This window comes from Enterobacter cloacae complex sp. IR5450 (assembly GCF_049238665.1).
Classification (GTDB): Bacteria; Pseudomonadota; Gammaproteobacteria; order Enterobacterales; family Enterobacteriaceae; genus Enterobacter; species Enterobacter hormaechei_C.
Genome location: NZ_JBMKIC010000019.1, coordinates 14,766 through 32,031, shown reverse-complemented (window position 1 = coordinate 32,031; position 17,266 = coordinate 14,766). Strand labels below are relative to the sequence as shown.

Below are 17,266 nucleotides of genomic sequence, written 5' to 3'. Positions count from 1 at the left end.
GGCTGTGGCCCTCAACAGATTAGTACAGACGAGTACGGCGTGCGTTTTCGCGAGCCAGTTTCTTCGCGTGACGTTTCACAGCGGAAGCTTTAGCGCGCTTACGTTCAGTCGTTGGTTTTTCATAAAACTCACGACGACGAACTTCAGCCAGAACACCTGCTTTCTCGCATGAACGTTTGAAGCGACGCAGTGCTACGTCGAACGGCTCGTTTTCACGTACTTTAATTACCGGCATGTAACTCTCACCTTTAATAAATTCGGTTTGCCGCTGGCATCAACGCCAGCTTATTTCAAAATGGTGCGGAATTTTACTGCAAATGCTGCTGCTTTGTAAAGCACCGATGCGATTTTGAAAGGGACTTTAATAAGGGTGAGGAGTATACACGAGGCTTCTTCCTGGGGCGAACAAAGTTTTACAACAATCCGCCCAGGCTCTACACTGCGCGGTATTGAAACGAGGTAAAACAAGTCATGCGTGTACTGGGTATTGAAACATCCTGCGATGAAACCGGCATCGCGATTTACGACGACGAAAAAGGGCTTCTGGCCAACCAACTGTATAGTCAGGTGAAATTGCACGCTGACTACGGCGGCGTCGTGCCTGAACTGGCCTCTCGTGACCACGTGCGTAAAACGGTTCCCCTGATCCAGGCGGCGCTGAAAGAGGCCGGGTTGAGTGCAAAAGATATTGATGCCGTGGCCTATACCGCAGGACCGGGCCTGGTCGGCGCGCTGCTGGTCGGCGCAACGGTAGGGCGTTCACTGGCCTTCGCGTGGGATGTTCCGGCCATTCCGGTTCACCATATGGAAGGGCACCTTCTGGCGCCGATGCTGGAAGACAATCCGCCAGCGTTCCCGTTTGTGGCGCTGCTGGTTTCCGGTGGTCATACCCAACTGATCAGCGTAACGGGTATTGGCAAGTATGAGCTGCTGGGCGAGTCAATTGACGATGCAGCCGGTGAAGCCTTCGACAAAACCGCCAAGCTGCTGGGGCTGGATTACCCGGGCGGCCCGATGCTCTCGAAAATGGCCGCACAGGGCACGGAAGGGCGCTTTGTCTTCCCACGGCCGATGACTGATCGTCCGGGGCTGGATTTCAGCTTCTCCGGTCTGAAAACCTTCGCGGCGAACACCATCCGCAATAACGACGACAGCGAGCAGACGCGTGCCGACATCGCTCGTGCGTTCGAAGATGCGGTGGTGGATACGCTGATGATCAAGTGCAAGCGCGCGCTGGATCAGACCGGCTTCAAGCGTCTGGTGATGGCGGGCGGCGTCAGCGCCAACCGCACGCTGCGCGCGAAGCTCGCCGAGATGATGCAAAAGCGCCGTGGAGAAGTGTTCTACGCCCGTCCGGAATTCTGTACCGATAACGGGGCGATGATCGCCTACGCCGGGATGGTGCGCCTGAACGCTGGCGCAACGGCTGACCTGAGCGTGTCCGTGCGTCCGCGCTGGCCGCTGGCGGAGCTGCCTGAGGCGTGAACGGCTCTCCCGTCATCGCGGCGGGGGAGTTTTATATCCTGATGTCGAAAATCTGGTTCTTGATGATCAGCGAGTAAAGCTGGCAGTCGTTTTGCACATCCAGCTTTTCCATCGCCCGGATCTTATGCGCACTGACTGTTTTGATGCTCAGGTGCATATGTTGTGCAATCTCCTTCAAATTTAATCCGTTACATATCAGACGCAGCACATCGATTTCCCGCGGCGAGAGTTTCTCTATATCTGTCATCTCATGACGAAAAAGCATATTTACCAGCTGGCTTTCGATAAAGATCTCACCTTTAAGAACTGTAGCAATCGCCTGGCTTAATGTTTTCTCGTTGATATCCCGCGACAAATACGATCTGACGCCTTCCTTTAGCGCCTGACGAATAAACATGGCGTTTGCATAGGGCGAGAGCAGGATAATGCTGAGCGCAGGATAAGTCTGATGGAGCCATCTCAACAGCTTCAGACCGTCCATACCCGTGAGAGGAGAGCGATTAAAGCTGGTTGTCAGTGAATAGCTGAGGATAACGATATCGGGGTTATGCTGACCCAGAAGCGACAGAAGTTCTGCGGAAGAGGTTGCTTCACCGGTCAAAACACATCTCTGATTCATGCCTGAGGCGGGTAACGAGAGCGCTTGCATCATTGAGGATAAGCCGCGGCGAATCAACGAGGATTCTTCAGCGATAACGATTTTAATGTCCATAATGATGCGTCGTATTAACCCTTACATGATAATGGCGGGGTTGGAATCCCTCGCAAGATATATCCTTATTAAAATCCAGACTGCGGTAAAATAGCAGTAACAATGAGAGTATTTTTAACGGCGGTGGATGTTGATTATTTCATTATGATTAATCTTTACGGTTTTTGTATCCAGGTGTATCCTCGCGTTGCGAAATATAAAGAAACGAGTTAAAGATTTTTCTTATTCAATTATAGAAAGATCGTTCCCCCAGATTAGGATGCTCTTATTCATCACGGTGCATGTATCACAGATACTGAAAAAGGAGAAATGTCGATTCACAAAGGAACCGTGATTACCATGAAAAAAAGTACCTTGTCCCTTTTTATTTGTGCAGCAATTTCATTTTCCGCTGCGGCAGAAAATCAGGTGCAAAATGAGTTTGCACATGACAATGCGACCTACACAGCAATTGTACTCAAGCTAAAACCCACTACAGGTTTGCTAAAAGCGACAAACAATAAAATTACCCTGAATGATCCTTCCCTTATCACCACAAATATGTTTAGGCCGACTAATTTGCGGAGTTCAAATCAGTCATCCGAGTTAACGGAACTCAATAAACGCTATGGCTTTGACCGTTATCTGCGTATCGCGTTACCGCAAGATAAACGTCAGGATAAAACCTACATTAACCATATTATTACTGAGCTGGAGCAGAATCAGAACGTAGAGTTAGTTTATCCGGAGGCCGAACCGGTGTCGCTGGATGAAAACGCCCTTACGCCGCAGGTTAAATCTTCGGTAAATAATAATTTAACGTCTGCCGCCGTTCCGGATTTTCGCAATAAGCAGGATTATCTCAAAGCACCTGATGTTAAGCGCGCCGGTTATTATATGGGGGGCGTAAACCGCGAAAGCGTAGATCACTATGCAGGCAGTGCGGGTGAAGGGGTGACGATTATTTCAACGGAAATTTATCCCTGGAATACCCAGCACCTCAACTTACCGCCAATGAGCCTCAGCTCTGGAAAGACAACGTATGTTGAAAAGCAAGATCATGACACCGCTTCTGTCGGGATTATGGCAGCGAAAGATATTGGCACCGGTATTCGAGGGATAAGCTGGAAAAGCCGACTGGGGTACGCGGCCTCAGCGCATAATAACCTCTATAATTTAATTCCGTTGCTAAAAGCTGGCGATGTGGTGCAGATCGGGGTACACGTAGCGGGCGGTTATCCAGCGGGTTGCCAAAAGGATTGCTGGGTGGCAATGGAGTCCGAACCCGCCTATTACGATGTGATTAAAGCGCTGACAGATAAAGGCGTTCACGTTATTGAGGCGGCAGGTAACGGGAACGTCAACCTGGATAGCCCAGGCTTCCAGGGGGAGTTTGACGTGAACGTGCGGGACTCCGGGGCTATCCTGGCGGGTGCGTTTTGTGCAAAAGACGGTAAAAAAGCGTCGTTCAGCACCTATGGTTCGCGCGTCACCAGCTCTGCATGGGGCTGCTGGGACGTAGTGAGCACAGGTTATGGCGATCTCTATAAAAATGGCGGCGTTAACGATTCTTGTACCGCGACGTTTGCCGGAACTTCTTCCTCGAACCCGATTATTGCGGGTGTGGTAGCCAGCCTGTCAGGCATCGCCAAAGCCAACGGTATTACCGTGACACCGCGTCAGATGCGTCAGATTCTGGCAGAGACCGGAACGCCACTGGCCAACGGAGATTCGGCAAAAGTGGGTACTCAACCTGACATGGAGCGTGCGGTGGCCCGTATTATGGCGCTCAAAGACGGTAGCACGCCTGTCGCGCCGGCTCCAACGGCTGTGGCAGGCGCAGATTACGCTCTGGTTTCTCCGACCACGGGGGTGATCACCTACGCGCTGGACGGCAGTAAGAGCCTGAATGCCAAATCGTATAACTGGCGTGTGACAAAAGGGGCAGAAACCTTCTCGCTGGAGGCGACACTGAACGGCGCGCTGGTGAAGAGCGTGGACAGCGCGCATGCCTATGCCGTCATTCCTGCCAACAGCGAGGGGGAAGCGACCTTTACGCTGACGACGACCGGCGCGGATGGGCGAACCGCGACGGACAGCATGACCATCACCGTCAGTAAGCCAGCGGTACCGGCTAAGGATGACACCCCGGCAAAAGATGACACACCGGTAAATCCTGCGGCACCGGCCTATAACGCCAAAATTGCCTATCCAACCCGATGCACCAAAGTGTCCTACAACGGTAAAGTTTGGCTCAACCAGTGGTATGTCAACCCGGGGCAAGAAACGCCGGGAACCGGCGGCCAGTGGGGCGCATGGCGCGAACAAGGGTCTTCCAATAACAGCTGCAAATAACCATCACGGCCTGGCGTTATGCCAGGCCTTTTTCAGATCCGCAGCATCCCTTTCTCTTCCAGAAACGCAATGATCGTCGCCAGCCCGTCACCCGCTTTCAGGTTGGTAAAGGTCCACGGACGCTCGCCGCGCATGCGGTTAGTGTCGTGTTCCATTACCTCCAGCGACGCCCCCACGTACGGCGCGAGATCGGTTTTGTTAATCACCAGAAAATCGGATTTGGTGATCCCCGGCCCGCCCTTGCGCGGGATTTTTTCCCCTTCGGCCACGTCGATGACGTAGATGGTGAGGTCCGCCAGCTCCGGGCTAAAGGTCGCGCTCAGGTTATCCCCGCCGCTTTCGACGAAGATCAGATCCAGATTGCCGAACTTCTCGCTGAGTGCTTCCACCGCCGCCAGGTTCATTGAAGCATCTTCGCGGATGGCGGTGTGCGGACAGCCGCCCGTTTCCACGCCCACGATGCGCTCTGGCTCCAGCGCACCCGCCTCGGTCAGGATGCGCTGATCCTCTTTGGTATAGATATCGTTAGTCACCACCGCCAGGTGATAGGTATCGCGCATCGCCTTGCAGAGCGCTTCCAGCAGGGCGGTTTTGCCCGACCCTACCGGGCCGCCCACGCCCACGCGCAGGGGATGTTTGTAATCAGCCATATTGACTCCTCAGGAACGGAATAGTCGTGAATATTGGGTTTCGTGGCGCGCGGAGGCGATGGCGGACAGCGGCGTAGCGGCCCCCAGCGCGTCGTCGCCACGTAAAAATGCCTGTTCAAACCCGGCGGCAAAATGGTCGCTCAGGTCGATAATCAGCTGTTGTGCGGCCTGCTGCCCAAACGGCACCAGCTTGACGCCCGCCATCACCGCGCTCTCAATCCAGCTGTAGCCCAGGCTCAGCGCCAGCTCACGCGTGCTAATGCCCCAGCGCACGCCGAGCCACGCCATGCCGCAGAGCTGGCTCTGCGTCAACAGCGGCAGCCATTCTGCCGGGCAGGCGGGTTCCCAGCTTTTAATCAGGCGCGTAAAGGCCGCGCCACGGTTGCGTTCTTCATCGCGCAGCTCGCGCGTTTCCCGGCAGGCGAGCAGGTATGGCGTCCAGCGTTTTGCTGTCGCGACGTCCTGCTTCTCGCAGGCACGATAAAGGCGGATAAACAGCGGCAGGTCGACGCAGAAAAAGCTCTGCTCCATCTGCTGGATCTGCCAGCGCCTGAAGGCCTCAGCGTCCGTGACCCACCCGGCCTCAACGGCCCACTCCAGCCCCTGCGACCAGGTAAACGATCCGACCGGCAGGCTACTGCTGGAGAGCTGCATCAGGCGCAGCCGCTGGCGGGCGTGCTCCATCAGCTCATCAGCGCCAGCAGGGCAGAGACGATCAGCCCGCCACCGAAGGTTTTACGCAGGCCGTCGTGACGGCGCAGCAGCAGCCCTGCCGCGAAGCTGGCGCACAGCACCGTGGCGCTGGCTAACATAAACCCGCTGGTGAAGAGCCAGAAGCTGTGGCCGGACATCTCCACGCCGTGCGCCCAGCCGTGGAACATCGCCAGGGCTGGCACCGCCAGCAGCAGGCGATTTTCAGTCTTAAACATCATTACGCCGCAGACCGCCAGCGAGGCGATAATCAGCATCTCCATGCCGCTAAAACCGCCGAGCAGGCTGCCCGCAACGGCGCCAGCAAGCATCATGCCGAGCGTTGCTAACGGCAGCAGCAGCTTGCGGCCGCTCAGGGCGGACAGCACGCCAGCCCCCGTCAGCATCAGCAGGTGATCCAGCCCGGTCAGCGGATGGAGAAATCCGGCCTGGAAGCTGTCGGTCCCGTGGCCCGGATGGGCAAGCGCCGGAACGGAAAAGGCCAGCAGAAACAGCGGTAAATACTTGCGCATGATGAGTCCTTAATGTGAATGAGCGTGGGAGTGGCCATGGCTGTGGGCATCGCTGGTGTAAGCCCCCGCTTCCGGTTCAAACGGCAGGCTGGCGAAGGTCACCTCCAGCCCGAACTGACGCAGCATGTCGTCAAGAACGTGGTCGTGGTGGTAGCGCAGCTCGCCGGGCATAATTTGCAGCGGCACGTGACGGTTGCCCAGGTGGTAACAGGCGCGGGCGAGCAGGAACGGATCGGCGCAGCGCACCACGGAAACCGACTCCGGGGCCGCGATCACTTCGATCACCTCGCTGCCGTCGTCGGTGGTCAGCAGATCGCCGCCGCGCAGCAGCAAACCGCGCGGCAGCATCAGCCCGGCTTCGCGACCGTCGTTCAGGGCCACGCGGGCGCGGCTTTTCACCCGCACGTCAATCGGCAGCGTGACGCTGGCGGTAGTCGGGTGTGCGTGGTCCAGGCGTTGGGTCAGATAAATCATCATCACTCCTCAAAACAGGAAATAGCGTTGTGCCATCGGCAGAACGTCAGCCGGTTCGCTGGTAATCAGTTCGCCGTCGACGCGCACCTCGTAGGTTTGCGAGTCGACGGTGATGTTCGGTTGCAGAGCGTTGTGGATCATGTCCGCCTTTTTCACCGTCCGGCAACCTTTCACCACCGCCGTGGCGCTCTGCAAGTTGAGCTGCAGCGGGATGCCGTTCGCACTGGCGGCCTGCGAGATAAACGTCAGCCGCGTGGCGTGGCGCGCGGCGCCCAGCGATCCAAACATCGGGCGGTAATGCACCGGCTGCGGCGTGGGGATCGAGGCGTTGATATCGCCCATCGGTGCGCAGGCGATCATCCCACCTTTGACGATGGTGGCGGGCTTGACGCCGAAGAACGCCGGGGACCAGACCACCAGGTCCGCCAGCTTGCCCGCCTCAATCGAGCCCACTTCATGGGCGATGCCGTGGGTCAGCGCCGGGTTAATGGTGTATTTGGCGACATAGCGCTTCACCCGGAAGTTGTCGTTATCGCCGGTCTCTTCCGGCAGCGCGCCGCGCTGAACCTTCATGCGGTGCGCGACCTGCCAGGTGCGAATAATCACTTCCCCCACGCGGCCCATTGCCTGTGAATCTGACGAGGTGAGTGAGAACGCGCCGATATCGTGCAGCACGTCTTCGGCGGCGATGGTCTCCCGGCGAATGCGGGATTCGGCAAACGCCACGTCCTCGGCGATATCCGGGTCGAGGTGATGGCAAACCATCAGCATGTCCAGGTGCTCGTCGATGGTGTTGACCGTGTAGGGCAGCGTCGGGTTGGTGGAGGAGGGCAGAATATTCGGGTGCGCGCAGGCGGTGATGATATCTGGCGCATGGCCGCCGCCCGCCCCTTCGGTGTGGAAGGTGTGGATGGTGCGCCCGGCGATGGCGGCCAGCGTATCTTCGACAAAACCGGACTCGTTCAGCGTGTCGCTGTGCAGCGCCACCTGGATATCCATCTCTTCAGCGACCTCCAGCGAGCAGTTGATGGCCGCAGGCGTCGCACCCCAGTCTTCGTGGATCTTAAGCCCGATGGCACCTGCCGCGATCTGCTCGCGCAGCGCGTCCGGGTTTGAACCGTTCCCTTTGCCCAGCAGGCCAATATTCACCGGCAGCGTATCGGCAGCCTGCAACACGCGGGCGATATACCATGGCCCCGGCGTGCAGGTGGTGGCGTTTGTACCTGCCGCGGGCCCGGTGCCGCCGCCGATCATGGTGGTGACGCCAGAGACCAGCGCCTCTTCCGCTTGCTGCGGACAGATCCAGTGGATATGGGTGTCGATCCCGCCAGCGGTGACAATCTTGCCTTCGGCGGCGATCACTTCCGTTGCTGCGCCAATCGGGATCGTCACGCCGGGCTGAATGTCCGGGTTTCCGGCTTTGCCGACGGCGAAGATCCGCCCATTTTTTACGCCGATATCCGCTTTCACGATCCCCCAGTGATCGACGATCAGCGCGTTGGTGAGCACCAGATCCACGCAGTCGTCGGCGGTCATCTGCCCCTGTCCCATGCCGTCGCGGATCACTTTTCCGCCGCCGAATTTAACCTCTTCTCCGTAGATCGTGAGATCGTCTTCTACTTCGATCCACAGTTCGCTGTCGGCCAGCCGCACTTTATCCCCGGTCGTGGGGCCGAACATATCGGCATACGCCTGGCGTGAAATCTCAGCCATGTTTCACCTCGCCCATGATCTCGCCGCGAAAACCGAAAATGCGCTGTGCGCCCGTCACCTGCACCAGCGTCACTTCCCGCTTCTGGCCGGGCTCGAAGCGCACAGCGGTGCCCGCCGGGATGTTCAGCCGGTAGCCTCGGGTGGCCTCGCGATCGAACTTCAGCGCCGGGTTGACCTCGTAAAAGTGATAGTGCGATCCCACCTGGATCGGCCTGTCGCCGTGGTTTTCCACTATCACACTTCGGGTTTCGCGCCCGACGTTGAGAGCAATGTTGCCGGACTGGATCCGGTATTCACCTGGGATCATCACGCGCTCCTTACACGATCGGGTTGTGGATGGTGACGAGTTTGGATCCGTCCGGGAAGGTGGCTTCCACCTGAATATCCGGGATCATCTCCGGTACGCCCTCCATCACCTGATCGCGCGTCAGGACGTGGCGGCCGGCTTCCATCAGCGAGGCGACGGTTTCGCCATCGCGCGCGCCTTCCATAATAAAGGCGCTGATCAGCGCGACCGATTCCGGATAGTTGAGCTTTACCCCGCGCGCGAGGCGGCGTTCGGCAACCAGCGCGGCGGTGAACAGCAACAGCTTGTCTTTTTCTCTGGGAGTCAGTTCCATAGCGTTTCTCTTTATGTCTGCCAGATGCGCGGCGAACAGGCGGTTTTGGGGGTTAAAAGCGGGCGAAGCGACTGCCAGATATCGCGCATCACCCGCTGACAAATCAGGTTGTCGTGCGAGAGAAAACGCACCGACAGCAGATCGTCGGTGAGCGTCGCCCCGCCAAAGTTTTCCAGCGGGGCGAGCCGCTCGCGCACCGTGTCGAGATGTGCTTCCCGGGCCGGATAGAACAGCAGCGTGCCGACCCACGGATGGTCCGCGACGGGCGTCAGATCGCCACCGCTGAGATGCAGTCGCTCAATCAGACGCGGCTCGCCATCCACCCACACCTCAAGGCGGCTCTCCAGCGTGCCGTGGCTGAAGGTTTCGTTTATCACCGGACGGCCCAGACAGTACAGCTCCCACGCCAGCAGCGTGCTGGTGGCGTGCAGGTGAAAGACGGAACGCAGCGCGGCGTTAGCGCCGGGGAAAATAATGGTGTCCTGCGGCAGCCACTCCAGCGTGGCCTCTTCGTCGAGGTAAAAATGCTGACTGAGGCAGGCCAGCGGGCCGCTGCTGCGATAGAACTTGCTGGCGCCGGGCATGGTGATGAGGGCATGGCTTTTGGCGTCGAGCCGCACGGAAATATCCAGCGTATCCCCGCCCACAATTCCGCCTGGCGGGTGCAGCAGGTAAAGGTGGCAGGTTTCCCCTTCGGGATAAAACGGACGCTGAACGGTAAGTGGCCCGGTGTGACGCGCGGAATGGAGGAGGGTTTTCTCAGGGGTATGACAAAACTGGAGGGCAAGCGAGGCCTGCCAGCCTTTGTATGAAGTATCAGTGACCTGAGTTGCTAACATGGTGCTTCCACTTCCGCACTATCGGGATACGTTTCAGTATGCCCTGGCGGAAATGAAGGCTGTCATATGAGTCGCTTATGGATAAAAAAACCGGCACATGTGAGCCGGTTTCAGTAATGTAGGCCGGGTAAGCGCAGCGCCACCCGGCAAGAAAGGCTAGCGATAATCCTCTGCATCCACATCATACCCCGACGGCTCCCAGCGGATCGCCAGCAGCGAGGCCAGGCCGATAAACGGCGCCAGCGCAATCACCCAGAACACGGCGGTATCCAGCGAGGCGACCAGCAGCGGGAACAGAAACAGTGATAGCGTTGAACTGCTGCGCATCAGCGTCTGGTTAAGCCCCACACCCACACCGCGCAGCGAGGTCGGGTAGCTCAGAGAGGCAAACGTCATGGTGTGCGCACCCGGACCAAAACCCTGGCCAAACAGGAACAGCGCCAGCATCGCGACGGCGACCACGCCTTCCGTGGACCCGTCAGGGCGGCCAATCAGCGCCAGGCCGAGCAGCGCCGCCAGCTGGCACGCATAACCCGCCAGTGACATCCGCCATGCGCCGAAGCGCGGAACATAGCGCACCGCCAGCAGCCCGCCGACAAACGCGAACAGCAGATTAAGCGCCAGCGAGATCAGAATGGTGGTCAGCATCGACTGCACAAAGAAGCTGGAGATGATCACCGGCAGGCCAAAGGCTACGGCGTTATAGGCGAACGAGGAGACGACCGACAGCAGCGTGGCGAGCGTGGTACGCCGCAGATAGATACCGCGGAACAGGTTCAGGTAGTTCGACCATTTTGCCTTGTTCACAACAGGCGCGGGCTGGTCGAGCGCATCCTGCGGTACGTGGGCATTAATGTTGTAAGACTGCCGCAGGATGGACGCCGCCTCCTTCAGATTGCCCTGATTCGCCGCCCAGACCGGGGATTCGCTCATATAGCGGCTGCGGATGGCGATAATCACCAGCGCGGGCACCGCGCCAAAGCCAAGGATCAGACGCCAGAGCCAGTCGCTGTGGCTTTCCGGCAGTACGGCGTAAAAGAAGAGCACCAGAAGATAAGAGATGCTGATGGCAGCATACCAGGTGGGACACCACATCGCGACGCTGGAGGCTTTATTCCCCGGGCCTTTCAGTCTGGCGAACTCGCTGAGAAACGCCATCGCGACGGGAAGGTCGATCCCAACGCCAAGACCCATCACAAAGCGCGCGCCCGCCAGCACATATTCGTTCGGGGCCAGCGCACAGGCGATAGCGGCAACGACAAAGAATACCATATCGGCCATAAAGACGCGGTAGCGCCCGATTTTATCCGTAAGATAGCCGCCGAGCAGCGCCCCGACAATCGCGCCAAACGTAATGGCTGAAGCCACCATGCCGGTACCGGCGGGCGTCAGGTTAAATTCGCGGGTGATGTCTTTGATGCCGAATGCCAGCGCGCCGAGATCGTAGGCATCGAGAAAAATTCCCCCGAGCGCGATACCGACCACGATGCGGGCATTGGCCCGGCCCTGAGAGCCGTCATTAACGAGACGTGAAACGTCCGATGCGCTGCGTACCCACCTGATGTCGCCATCCGGGGTGTTTCCTGCCGCTGGAAGGGGAGTTGAATCTGTGATTTCTGCCATTTTCTTTTTGTGTGGTTGTGTTGTGTCTCTAACAGTTACCACAGGCAGAAGGTGACAAAAATCACATTTGGTTATAAGGCATAACGAACGGTTTACTGAGCGTCTTTCTTTTTACGTCTGAGCTTCGTCCAGATCTTCGTTTCCTGACGACGCCACAGGCGTTGAATGTTGTCGTGATGGCGCAACAGGATCAGACACGAGAGCATCGACACCGGGAAGGTAAACTGCGGTTTAAACCACCAGACATAGAACGGGGCGATCAGTGCGCTGACGATGGCGCCCAGCGACGAATAACCGCTCAGCAGGATGGTCAGCAGCCAGGTGCCCGCCATCACGCCGGTGAGATCCCAGCCGATCGGCGCAATTGCGCCAAACGCAGTGGCCACGCCTTTACCGCCTTTAAAACCAAAGAAAACAGGCCAGATGTGGCCGACGCAGGCGGCGATGGCTATCAGCCCCAGCCAGAAGGGTGTGACGCCGAGCGCATACGCGCCCCAGACGGGAAGCATTCCTTTCAGAACGTCAAAAATCAAAACCGCTACGGCTGCTCCCTTGCCGCCAATTCGTAGTACATTGGTCGCCCCCGGATTCCCGGAACCACTTTCACGCGGGTCAGGCAACCCGGCGATGCGGCAGACCAGAATGGCGCTGGAGATTGAGCCGCAAAGGTAGGCGAGGATAATCATTCCAGGCGCGATTGCACTCATAACGCTGTTCCGTTTTGAAAATGTATCTGTATTCTCAGCATCTGTGGATAATACGCATAATTCGCCGGAAGTGGTATCCGGTTTAGCCAAAAAGCAGGCAGGTCGTGATGGATATTGTATTTATAGAGCAACTTTCGGTAATCACCACAATTGGTGTTTACGACTGGGAACAGACCATCGAGCAGAAACTGGTGTTCGATATCGAAATGGGCTGGGATAACCGCAAGTCAGCGAAAAGCGATGATGTGAATGATTGTCTGAGCTACGCCGACATCAGTGAAACGGTCATCGGCCATGTGGAAGGGCAACGATTTGCGCTGGTAGAACGCGTGGCGGAAGAGGTGGCAGACCTGCTGCTGAGCAAATTTAACTCCCCGTGGGTGCGCATTAAGCTAAGCAAGCCGGGCGCGGTGGCGCGCGCCGCCAACGTGGGCGTGATTATCGAGCGTGGCACAAATCTGAAAGGAAAGATTTAACGTCATAATAGCTAAACCATTTTAGGTTATATCGGTCTTAGAGCTGTATGTTTCACGGTAGCCGTTGTGGCAACCGTTTTTTTATATCTTTTTAGGGGTTTATAGATGAGCGATATGCACTCGCTGCTGGTGGCGGCAATACTGGGTGTGGTCGAAGGATTGACGGAGTTTTTGCCGGTGTCCAGTACGGGCCATATGATTATCGTTGGCCATCTGTTGGGCTTTGAAGGCGATACCGCAAAGACGTTTGAGGTGGTGATTCAGCTGGGCTCTATCCTGGCGGTGGTTGTGATGTTCTGGCGTCGTCTGTTTGGTCTGATCGGCATCCACTTCGGGCGTTTGCCGCAGCGTGAAGGAGAGGGCAAGGGGCGTCTGACGCTGATTCATATTCTGCTCGGGATGATCCCGGCAGTGGTGCTGGGGCTGGTGTTCCACGACACCATTAAATCGCTCTTCAACCCGATTAACGTGATGTACGCGCTGGTTGTCGGCGGCTTCCTGCTGATTGCCGCCGAAGTGCTGAAGCCAAAAACCCCGCGTGCGGAAGGTCTGGACGATATGACGTATCGTCAGGCGTTTATGATTGGCTGCTTCCAGTGTCTGGCGCTGTGGCCGGGCTTCTCCCGTTCAGGGGCAACCATTTCCGGCGGGATGCTGATGGGCGTGAGCCGTTACGCGGCGTCTGAGTTCTCGTTCCTGCTGGCGGTGCCGATGATGATGGGCGCCACCGCGCTGGATCTCTACAAAAGCATCGGCTTCCTGACCGTGGGCGACATTCCGATGTTCGCCGTGGGCTTTATCACCGCCTTTATTGTGGCGCTGATCGCCATCAAAACCTTCCTGCAACTGATTAAGCGTATTTCGTTTATTCCGTTCGCGATCTACCGCTTTATCGTCGCGGCTGCCGTGTACGTGGTCTTCTTCTGATGACCGACCGCCCTCAGTCTTTCGGCTGAGGGCAACGTTTTTCCTTCCACGCCGCAACCGCATCAATCCGCCGCTTCGTCAGCTCTTCGCGGATCTCCGGGCCTTTAAACCCTGCCTCCACCACCTCTTTCGTTGGCACCGCTTTCGCTACGTCCCACGCCTCACGCAGCAAACGACCCTGCGGATAATCGGACGCTTCAAACCCGGTGCGGCCGCGCACGTCGGCTTCGCTGGTCAGCGCAATTTGCTCCACGCGCTGCGGCTTGCGCCAGGCGTCGATGTTATCGAACAGCCTGACGATGGTGGCGGGTTTCAGGATCGGGAAGGTGTGGATCAGGTCGTGGAACTCGGCGACCAGCTTTGCCAGATCGCGAATGTCATTCGGCACGCGCAGGCGCTGGCAAAGCCCTTCAACCAGCTTTACGCCAGCCGGACCGTGCCCGTGATGGCGTGGCCACAATTCCTTTGGCGTTAACCCTTTGCCGAGGTCATGGCAGAGAGTGGAAAAGCGCACGTCCACTTCAGGACTGAGCATAGCGGCCATGCTCAGCGTCATCAGGGTGTGAATGCCGGTATCAATTTCAGGGTGCCATTTCGCCGGGGCGGGCACGCCAAACAGCGCATCTATTTCCGGGAACAGCACTTTCAGCGCCCCGCAGTCGCGCAGAACCTGGAAAAAGATCTGCGGATTACGGGTAGTCAGGGCGTTTTCGGTCTCTTTCCAGACGCGTTCTGGCGTCAGGTGTTCCAGCTCGCCCGCGTCGGTCATGGCCGTCATCAGCGCCATCGTCTCGTCGGCGATGCGGAAGCTGAGATGGGCATAACGGGCGGCAAAACGCGCCACGCGCAGTACGCGTAACGGATCTTCAGAAAAGGCGGGGGAAATATGGCGTAAAAGACGGTCGCGCAGATCGTTCTGGCCGCCGTAGACGTCGATAATATGGCCGTTTTCGTCCTGCGCCAGAGCATTAATGGTGAGATCGCGGCGCAGTAAGTCCTGCTCCAGCGTCACATCCGGCGCGGCATAGCAGGTGAAGCCGGTATAACCGGAACCGGATTTCCGTTCGGTTCGCGCCAGGGCGTACTCTTCCCGGCTTTTCGGATGGAGGAACACAGGAAAATCGCGGCCTACCTGCTGGTAGCCCGCGTCAATCATCGCTTCGGGCGTGGCACCGACCACGACCCAGTCTTTATCTTTGACCGGCAGACCTAATAACGCATCACGTACCGCACCACCGACCAGATAACTCTTCACGCCAACACTCCCGTTTTCTCTTTTCGCAAGATGATACGTAAGTGTGGCAGAGAAGACGAGTTAGTTCATCCAGCGGTCTTTACGTTTACGGCTTGGGATAAGGTGAGGAAGCACCAGACCCAGCACCAGACCGACGCCCAGCACTCCGCCGCCATACATAAACCACTGCATGATGATGGTGCGTTGTTTGTCATCCAGCTGTAGATTCGCGGCGTTCACTTTCTTCTGCGCGACGATCAGCTCATTTTTCAGCTTCTGATTTTCATCTTTCAGACCGGCGATCACGCTGTCGCTTTGCGCCACTTTCTGCTGCATCTCTGCGGTGCGCTGGTTCCAGGTGCCGTCGATGTTGTTCAGCTTGTCAGTCAGGGTTTTCACCTGATTTTCCAGATCCGGCACGCGGGTGCGCAGGCTTGGCACCGTGCTCAGCTCTTTCAGCGGGATCCATGAGGTGCGGCCAGAGCTGTCACGAACCTGACCGTAATTGGTGTCTGCATTGGTTTGCAGCAGAGTCACTTCCTCGCCGGCATTTACCGTACCCACGAGGCGATAATTGTCTCCAGGGCCGCTGCGTACCCAGGTATTCAGTTCATCAGAAACGTAACGTTTCTCTTCAGCGTGGACCGCGGTTGCGGCGCTAAAAGCGAGTAAAGTAAGTCCAATCAGGCGTAATTTAAGCATATCAGTCGTTATTTTCATAAAAAGTGGAACGATAGTAGTGGTATCAGTGTCGCTACGCAAAGGATTCATCATCAATCGGAATCATCTGTGTCATGATTTCCACCGCTTTAAACTTTTACGCCCGTCAAATTGCTCATTGCGTGGCAATTTGGCGCAAAATACTATGTACTGACAAACAAATGGCGAGTAAGTTCGCCTTCATCGACGCGTCTGTGACGCACGCAAAAGTACAAGGCTATGGCACAAGAGATCGAATTAAAGTTTATCGTCGAAAAAGACAGCGCTGACGCGCTCCGCCAGCATCTGAATACGCTGTCCGGCGAGCACCATGAACCCGTACAGCTGCTCAACATCTATTACGAAACGCCGAACAACTGGCTGCGCAACCATGATATGGGCCTGCGCATCCGGGGTGCGAACGGGCGCTACGAGATGACGATGAAAATCGCCGGTCGCGTGGTGGGCGGTTTACACCAGCGTCCGGAATACAATATCGACATCAGTAAGCCAGAACTTGAGCTGGATCGTTTTCCGGCGGAAGTGTGGCCGGAAGGAACGCTGCCCGCAACGCTGTCGGCAGAGGCGCAACCGCTGTTCAGCACCGATTTCTGGCGCGAGAAATGGCTGGTGACGGAAGGCAAGAGCCGCATTGAGATCGCGTTTGATCGGGGTGAAATTAAGGCTGGTGAAGAGCAGGAGCCGATCTGCGAATTGGAACTCGAACTGCTTGATGGCGACGCGAGCGATGTGCTGAAGCTGGCGCGCAAGCTGGTGAACCAGCCTGGACTGCGTCAGGGCAGCCTGAGTAAAGCGGCACGCGGCTATCACCTGGCCGCCGGGAATGCGCCGCGCGTGCTGCGAGAAACCCCGATTCTGCGCGTTGTGCCGAAAGCCTCCGTTGAGCAGGGGATGGAAGCGGCGCTGGAGCTGGCACTCTCTCAGTGGCAGTACCACGAGGAGCTGTGGGCGCGTAACGTGAAAAATGCCAAAAAACAGGTGCTGGCCGCTATGGGGCTGGTACGTCATACCCTGACGCTCTTTGGCGGCATTGTACCGCGTAAAGCCAGCACTCACTTACGTGATTTGCTCACTCAAACCGAAACGCTGATGCTTTCCGACGTGTCGGCACAAACGGCGATCTACAGCCCGCAAAACGCCAGCGCGAAACTGGCGCTGACCGAATTTCTGGTGACGCGCGGCTGGCGCACCTTCCTCGATGCGAAAGGGCAGACCAAAATTGCGGAAAACTTCAAACGTTTTGCGGATATCCACCTCTCCCGTCACGCGGCCGAACTGAGAACCACCTTTGCGCATCCGCTGGGCGACCAGTATGGCGATCAGCTTCCCCGCCTGGCGCGTAACATCGACAGCATGTTGCTGCTGTCGGGTGCGTATGAGGGCGTGAAGGCGCAGGCCTGGCTGGAGAACTGGCAGGGGCTTAAGCATGCCATCGAGACCCGTCAGCAGATTGAGATCGAGCATTTCCGCAACGAGGCCATTTCGCAGGATCCGTACTGGCTGCACAGCGGAAAACGTTAATTCTGGCA

19 protein-coding genes are annotated in these 17,266 nt (G+C 57.3%); 5 read left to right on the top strand and 14 right to left on the bottom strand.

Annotated features, from left to right (window positions below; all coding sequences use genetic code 11):
* Positions 1-19: 19 nt before the first annotated feature.
* Complete coding sequence (gene rpsU, locus ACOTYB_RS15175) at positions 20-235, bottom strand: 30S ribosomal protein S21 (protein WP_001144069.1); 216 nt, start codon at positions 233-235, stop codon at positions 20-22.
* Positions 236-471: 236 nt separating this feature from the next.
* Between rpsU and tsaD the strand changes: the two genes are divergently transcribed.
* Positions 472-1,485: a tRNA (adenosine(37)-N6)-threonylcarbamoyltransferase complex transferase subunit TsaD gene (tsaD, locus tag ACOTYB_RS15170; protein WP_022651877.1), complete on the top strand. Its 1,014-nt coding sequence runs from the start codon at positions 472-474 to the stop codon at positions 1,483-1,485.
* Between the two features lie 31 nt (positions 1,486-1,516).
* On the opposite strand, the gene ACOTYB_RS15165 is transcribed toward tsaD, so the two are convergent.
* Positions 1,517-2,197, bottom strand: a complete 681-nt coding sequence (locus tag ACOTYB_RS15165; protein WP_057058774.1) for a LuxR C-terminal-related transcriptional regulator — start codon at positions 2,195-2,197, stop codon at positions 1,517-1,519.
* Between the two features lie 558 nt (positions 2,198-2,755).
* On the opposite strand from ACOTYB_RS15165, the gene ACOTYB_RS15160 reads away from it, so the two are divergent.
* Positions 2,756-4,531, top strand: a complete 1,776-nt coding sequence (locus tag ACOTYB_RS15160; RefSeq protein ID WP_258881822.1) for a S8 family peptidase — start codon at positions 2,756-2,758, stop codon at positions 4,529-4,531.
* 32 nt (positions 4,532-4,563) lie between these two features.
* Here ACOTYB_RS15160 and ureG read toward each other — a convergent pair whose 3' ends face one another.
* From ureG to plsY, 10 genes are all read right to left on the bottom strand, one after another.
* Positions 4,564-5,181 (bottom strand): urease accessory protein UreG, encoded by a 618-nt coding sequence (ureG, locus tag ACOTYB_RS15155; RefSeq protein WP_220153359.1) that lies wholly within the window; start codon positions 5,179-5,181, stop codon positions 4,564-4,566.
* A gap of 9 nt (positions 5,182-5,190) precedes the next feature.
* The gene (locus ACOTYB_RS15150; protein ID WP_220153358.1) at positions 5,191-5,865 is read right to left on the bottom strand and encodes an urease accessory protein UreF; all 675 of its coding nucleotides are present in this window, start codon (positions 5,863-5,865) and stop codon (positions 5,191-5,193) included.
* On the bottom strand, positions 5,865-6,404 hold the full coding sequence (locus tag ACOTYB_RS15145) for a HupE/UreJ family protein (RefSeq protein WP_003862561.1): 540 nt from the start codon (positions 6,402-6,404) through the stop codon (positions 5,865-5,867). The genes ACOTYB_RS15150 and ACOTYB_RS15145 overlap by 1 nt, the downstream gene beginning before the upstream one ends.
* Positions 6,405-6,413: 9 nt before the next feature.
* Complete coding sequence (ureE, locus tag ACOTYB_RS15140) at positions 6,414-6,878, bottom strand: urease accessory protein UreE (RefSeq protein WP_003862559.1); 465 nt, start codon at positions 6,876-6,878, stop codon at positions 6,414-6,416.
* Between the two features lie 9 nt (positions 6,879-6,887).
* Positions 6,888-8,591: an urease subunit alpha gene (ureC, locus tag ACOTYB_RS15135; protein ID WP_220153357.1), complete on the bottom strand. Its 1,704-nt coding sequence runs from the start codon at positions 8,589-8,591 to the stop codon at positions 6,888-6,890.
* Positions 8,584-8,898 carry an urease subunit beta gene (locus ACOTYB_RS15130; RefSeq protein WP_003862557.1) on the bottom strand — a complete coding sequence of 105 codons (315 nt, stop codon included), beginning with the start codon at positions 8,896-8,898 and terminating at the stop codon, positions 8,584-8,586. Before ACOTYB_RS15130 ends, ureC begins: the two co-directional genes overlap by 8 nt.
* 10 nt (positions 8,899-8,908) lie before the next feature.
* Positions 8,909-9,211 (bottom strand): urease subunit gamma, encoded by a 303-nt coding sequence (locus ACOTYB_RS15125; RefSeq protein WP_220153356.1) that lies wholly within the window; start codon positions 9,209-9,211, stop codon positions 8,909-8,911.
* 11 nt (positions 9,212-9,222) lie between these two features.
* Positions 9,223-10,050 carry an urease accessory protein UreD gene (locus ACOTYB_RS15120; protein WP_220153355.1) on the bottom strand — a complete coding sequence of 276 codons (828 nt, stop codon included), beginning with the start codon at positions 10,048-10,050 and terminating at the stop codon, positions 9,223-9,225.
* Positions 10,051-10,206: 156 nt separating this feature from the next.
* Positions 10,207-11,673: an MFS transporter gene (locus ACOTYB_RS15115; protein WP_059294488.1), complete on the bottom strand. Its 1,467-nt coding sequence runs from the start codon at positions 11,671-11,673 to the stop codon at positions 10,207-10,209.
* A gap of 92 nt (positions 11,674-11,765) precedes the next feature.
* The gene (plsY, locus tag ACOTYB_RS15110; protein WP_003862548.1) at positions 11,766-12,380 is read right to left on the bottom strand and encodes a glycerol-3-phosphate 1-O-acyltransferase PlsY; all 615 of its coding nucleotides are present in this window, start codon (positions 12,378-12,380) and stop codon (positions 11,766-11,768) included.
* A 107-nt stretch (positions 12,381-12,487) separates the two neighbouring features.
* On the opposite strand from plsY, the gene folB reads away from it, so the two are divergent.
* On the top strand, positions 12,488-12,856 hold the full coding sequence (gene folB, locus ACOTYB_RS15105) for a bifunctional dihydroneopterin aldolase/7,8-dihydroneopterin epimerase (protein WP_003862547.1): 369 nt from the start codon (positions 12,488-12,490) through the stop codon (positions 12,854-12,856).
* Positions 12,857-12,961: 105 nt separating this feature from the next.
* On the top strand, positions 12,962-13,783 hold the full coding sequence (gene bacA, locus ACOTYB_RS15100) for an undecaprenyl-diphosphate phosphatase (RefSeq protein ID WP_003862545.1): 822 nt from the start codon (positions 12,962-12,964) through the stop codon (positions 13,781-13,783).
* A 13-nt stretch (positions 13,784-13,796) separates the two neighbouring features.
* Here the strand turns inward: bacA and ACOTYB_RS15095 are convergent, their stop codons facing one another.
* On the bottom strand, positions 13,797-15,038 hold the full coding sequence (locus ACOTYB_RS15095; protein ID WP_003862543.1) for a multifunctional CCA addition/repair protein: 1,242 nt from the start codon (positions 15,036-15,038) through the stop codon (positions 13,797-13,799).
* Between the two features lie 60 nt (positions 15,039-15,098).
* Positions 15,099-15,719, bottom strand: coding sequence for a TIGR04211 family SH3 domain-containing protein (locus ACOTYB_RS15090; RefSeq protein ID WP_001303390.1), 621 nt, complete (start codon positions 15,717-15,719; stop codon positions 15,099-15,101).
* 237 nt (positions 15,720-15,956) lie between these two features.
* Between ACOTYB_RS15090 and ACOTYB_RS15085 the strand changes: the two genes are divergently transcribed.
* Positions 15,957-17,258, top strand: a complete 1,302-nt coding sequence (locus tag ACOTYB_RS15085) for an inorganic triphosphatase (RefSeq protein ID WP_220153353.1) — start codon at positions 15,957-15,959, stop codon at positions 17,256-17,258.
* The last annotated feature ends 8 nt before the right edge of the window (positions 17,259-17,266 follow it).

Bases quoted from the DNA above. Each gene is read 5' to 3' on its own strand.
- rpsU (WP_001144069.1), bottom strand. From the start codon at position 235: ATGCCGGTAATTAAAGTACGTGAAAACGAGCCGTTCGACGTAGCACTG.
- tsaD (WP_022651877.1), top strand. From the start codon at position 472: ATGCGTGTACTGGGTATTGAAACATCCTGCGATGAAACCGGCATCGCG.
- ACOTYB_RS15165 (WP_057058774.1), bottom strand. From the start codon at position 2,197: ATGGACATTAAAATCGTTATCGCTGAAGAATCCTCGTTGATTCGCCGC.
- ureG (WP_220153359.1), bottom strand. From the start codon at position 5,181: ATGGCTGATTACAAACATCCCCTGCGCGTGGGCGTGGGCGGCCCGGTA.
- ACOTYB_RS15150 (WP_220153358.1), bottom strand. From the start codon at position 5,865: ATGGAGCACGCCCGCCAGCGGCTGCGCCTGATGCAGCTCTCCAGCAGT.
- ACOTYB_RS15145 (WP_003862561.1), bottom strand. From the start codon at position 6,404: ATGCGCAAGTATTTACCGCTGTTTCTGCTGGCCTTTTCCGTTCCGGCG.
- ureE (WP_003862559.1), bottom strand. From the start codon at position 6,878: ATGATTTATCTGACCCAACGCCTGGACCACGCACACCCGACTACCGCC.
- ureC (WP_220153357.1), bottom strand. From the start codon at position 8,591: ATGGCTGAGATTTCACGCCAGGCGTATGCCGATATGTTCGGCCCCACG.
- ACOTYB_RS15130 (WP_003862557.1), bottom strand. From the start codon at position 8,898: ATGATCCCAGGTGAATACCGGATCCAGTCCGGCAACATTGCTCTCAAC.
- ACOTYB_RS15125 (WP_220153356.1), bottom strand. From the start codon at position 9,211: ATGGAACTGACTCCCAGAGAAAAAGACAAGCTGTTGCTGTTCACCGCC.
- ACOTYB_RS15120 (WP_220153355.1), bottom strand. From the start codon at position 10,050: ATGTTAGCAACTCAGGTCACTGATACTTCATACAAAGGCTGGCAGGCC.
- ACOTYB_RS15115 (WP_059294488.1), bottom strand. From the start codon at position 11,673: ATGGCAGAAATCACAGATTCAACTCCCCTTCCAGCGGCAGGAAACACC.
- plsY (WP_003862548.1), bottom strand. From the start codon at position 12,380: ATGAGTGCAATCGCGCCTGGAATGATTATCCTCGCCTACCTTTGCGGC.
- folB (WP_003862547.1), top strand. From the start codon at position 12,488: ATGGATATTGTATTTATAGAGCAACTTTCGGTAATCACCACAATTGGT.
- bacA (WP_003862545.1), top strand. From the start codon at position 12,962: ATGAGCGATATGCACTCGCTGCTGGTGGCGGCAATACTGGGTGTGGTC.
- ACOTYB_RS15090 (WP_001303390.1), bottom strand. From the start codon at position 15,719: ATGCTTAAATTACGCCTGATTGGACTTACTTTACTCGCTTTTAGCGCC.
- ACOTYB_RS15085 (WP_220153353.1), top strand. From the start codon at position 15,957: ATGGCACAAGAGATCGAATTAAAGTTTATCGTCGAAAAAGACAGCGCT.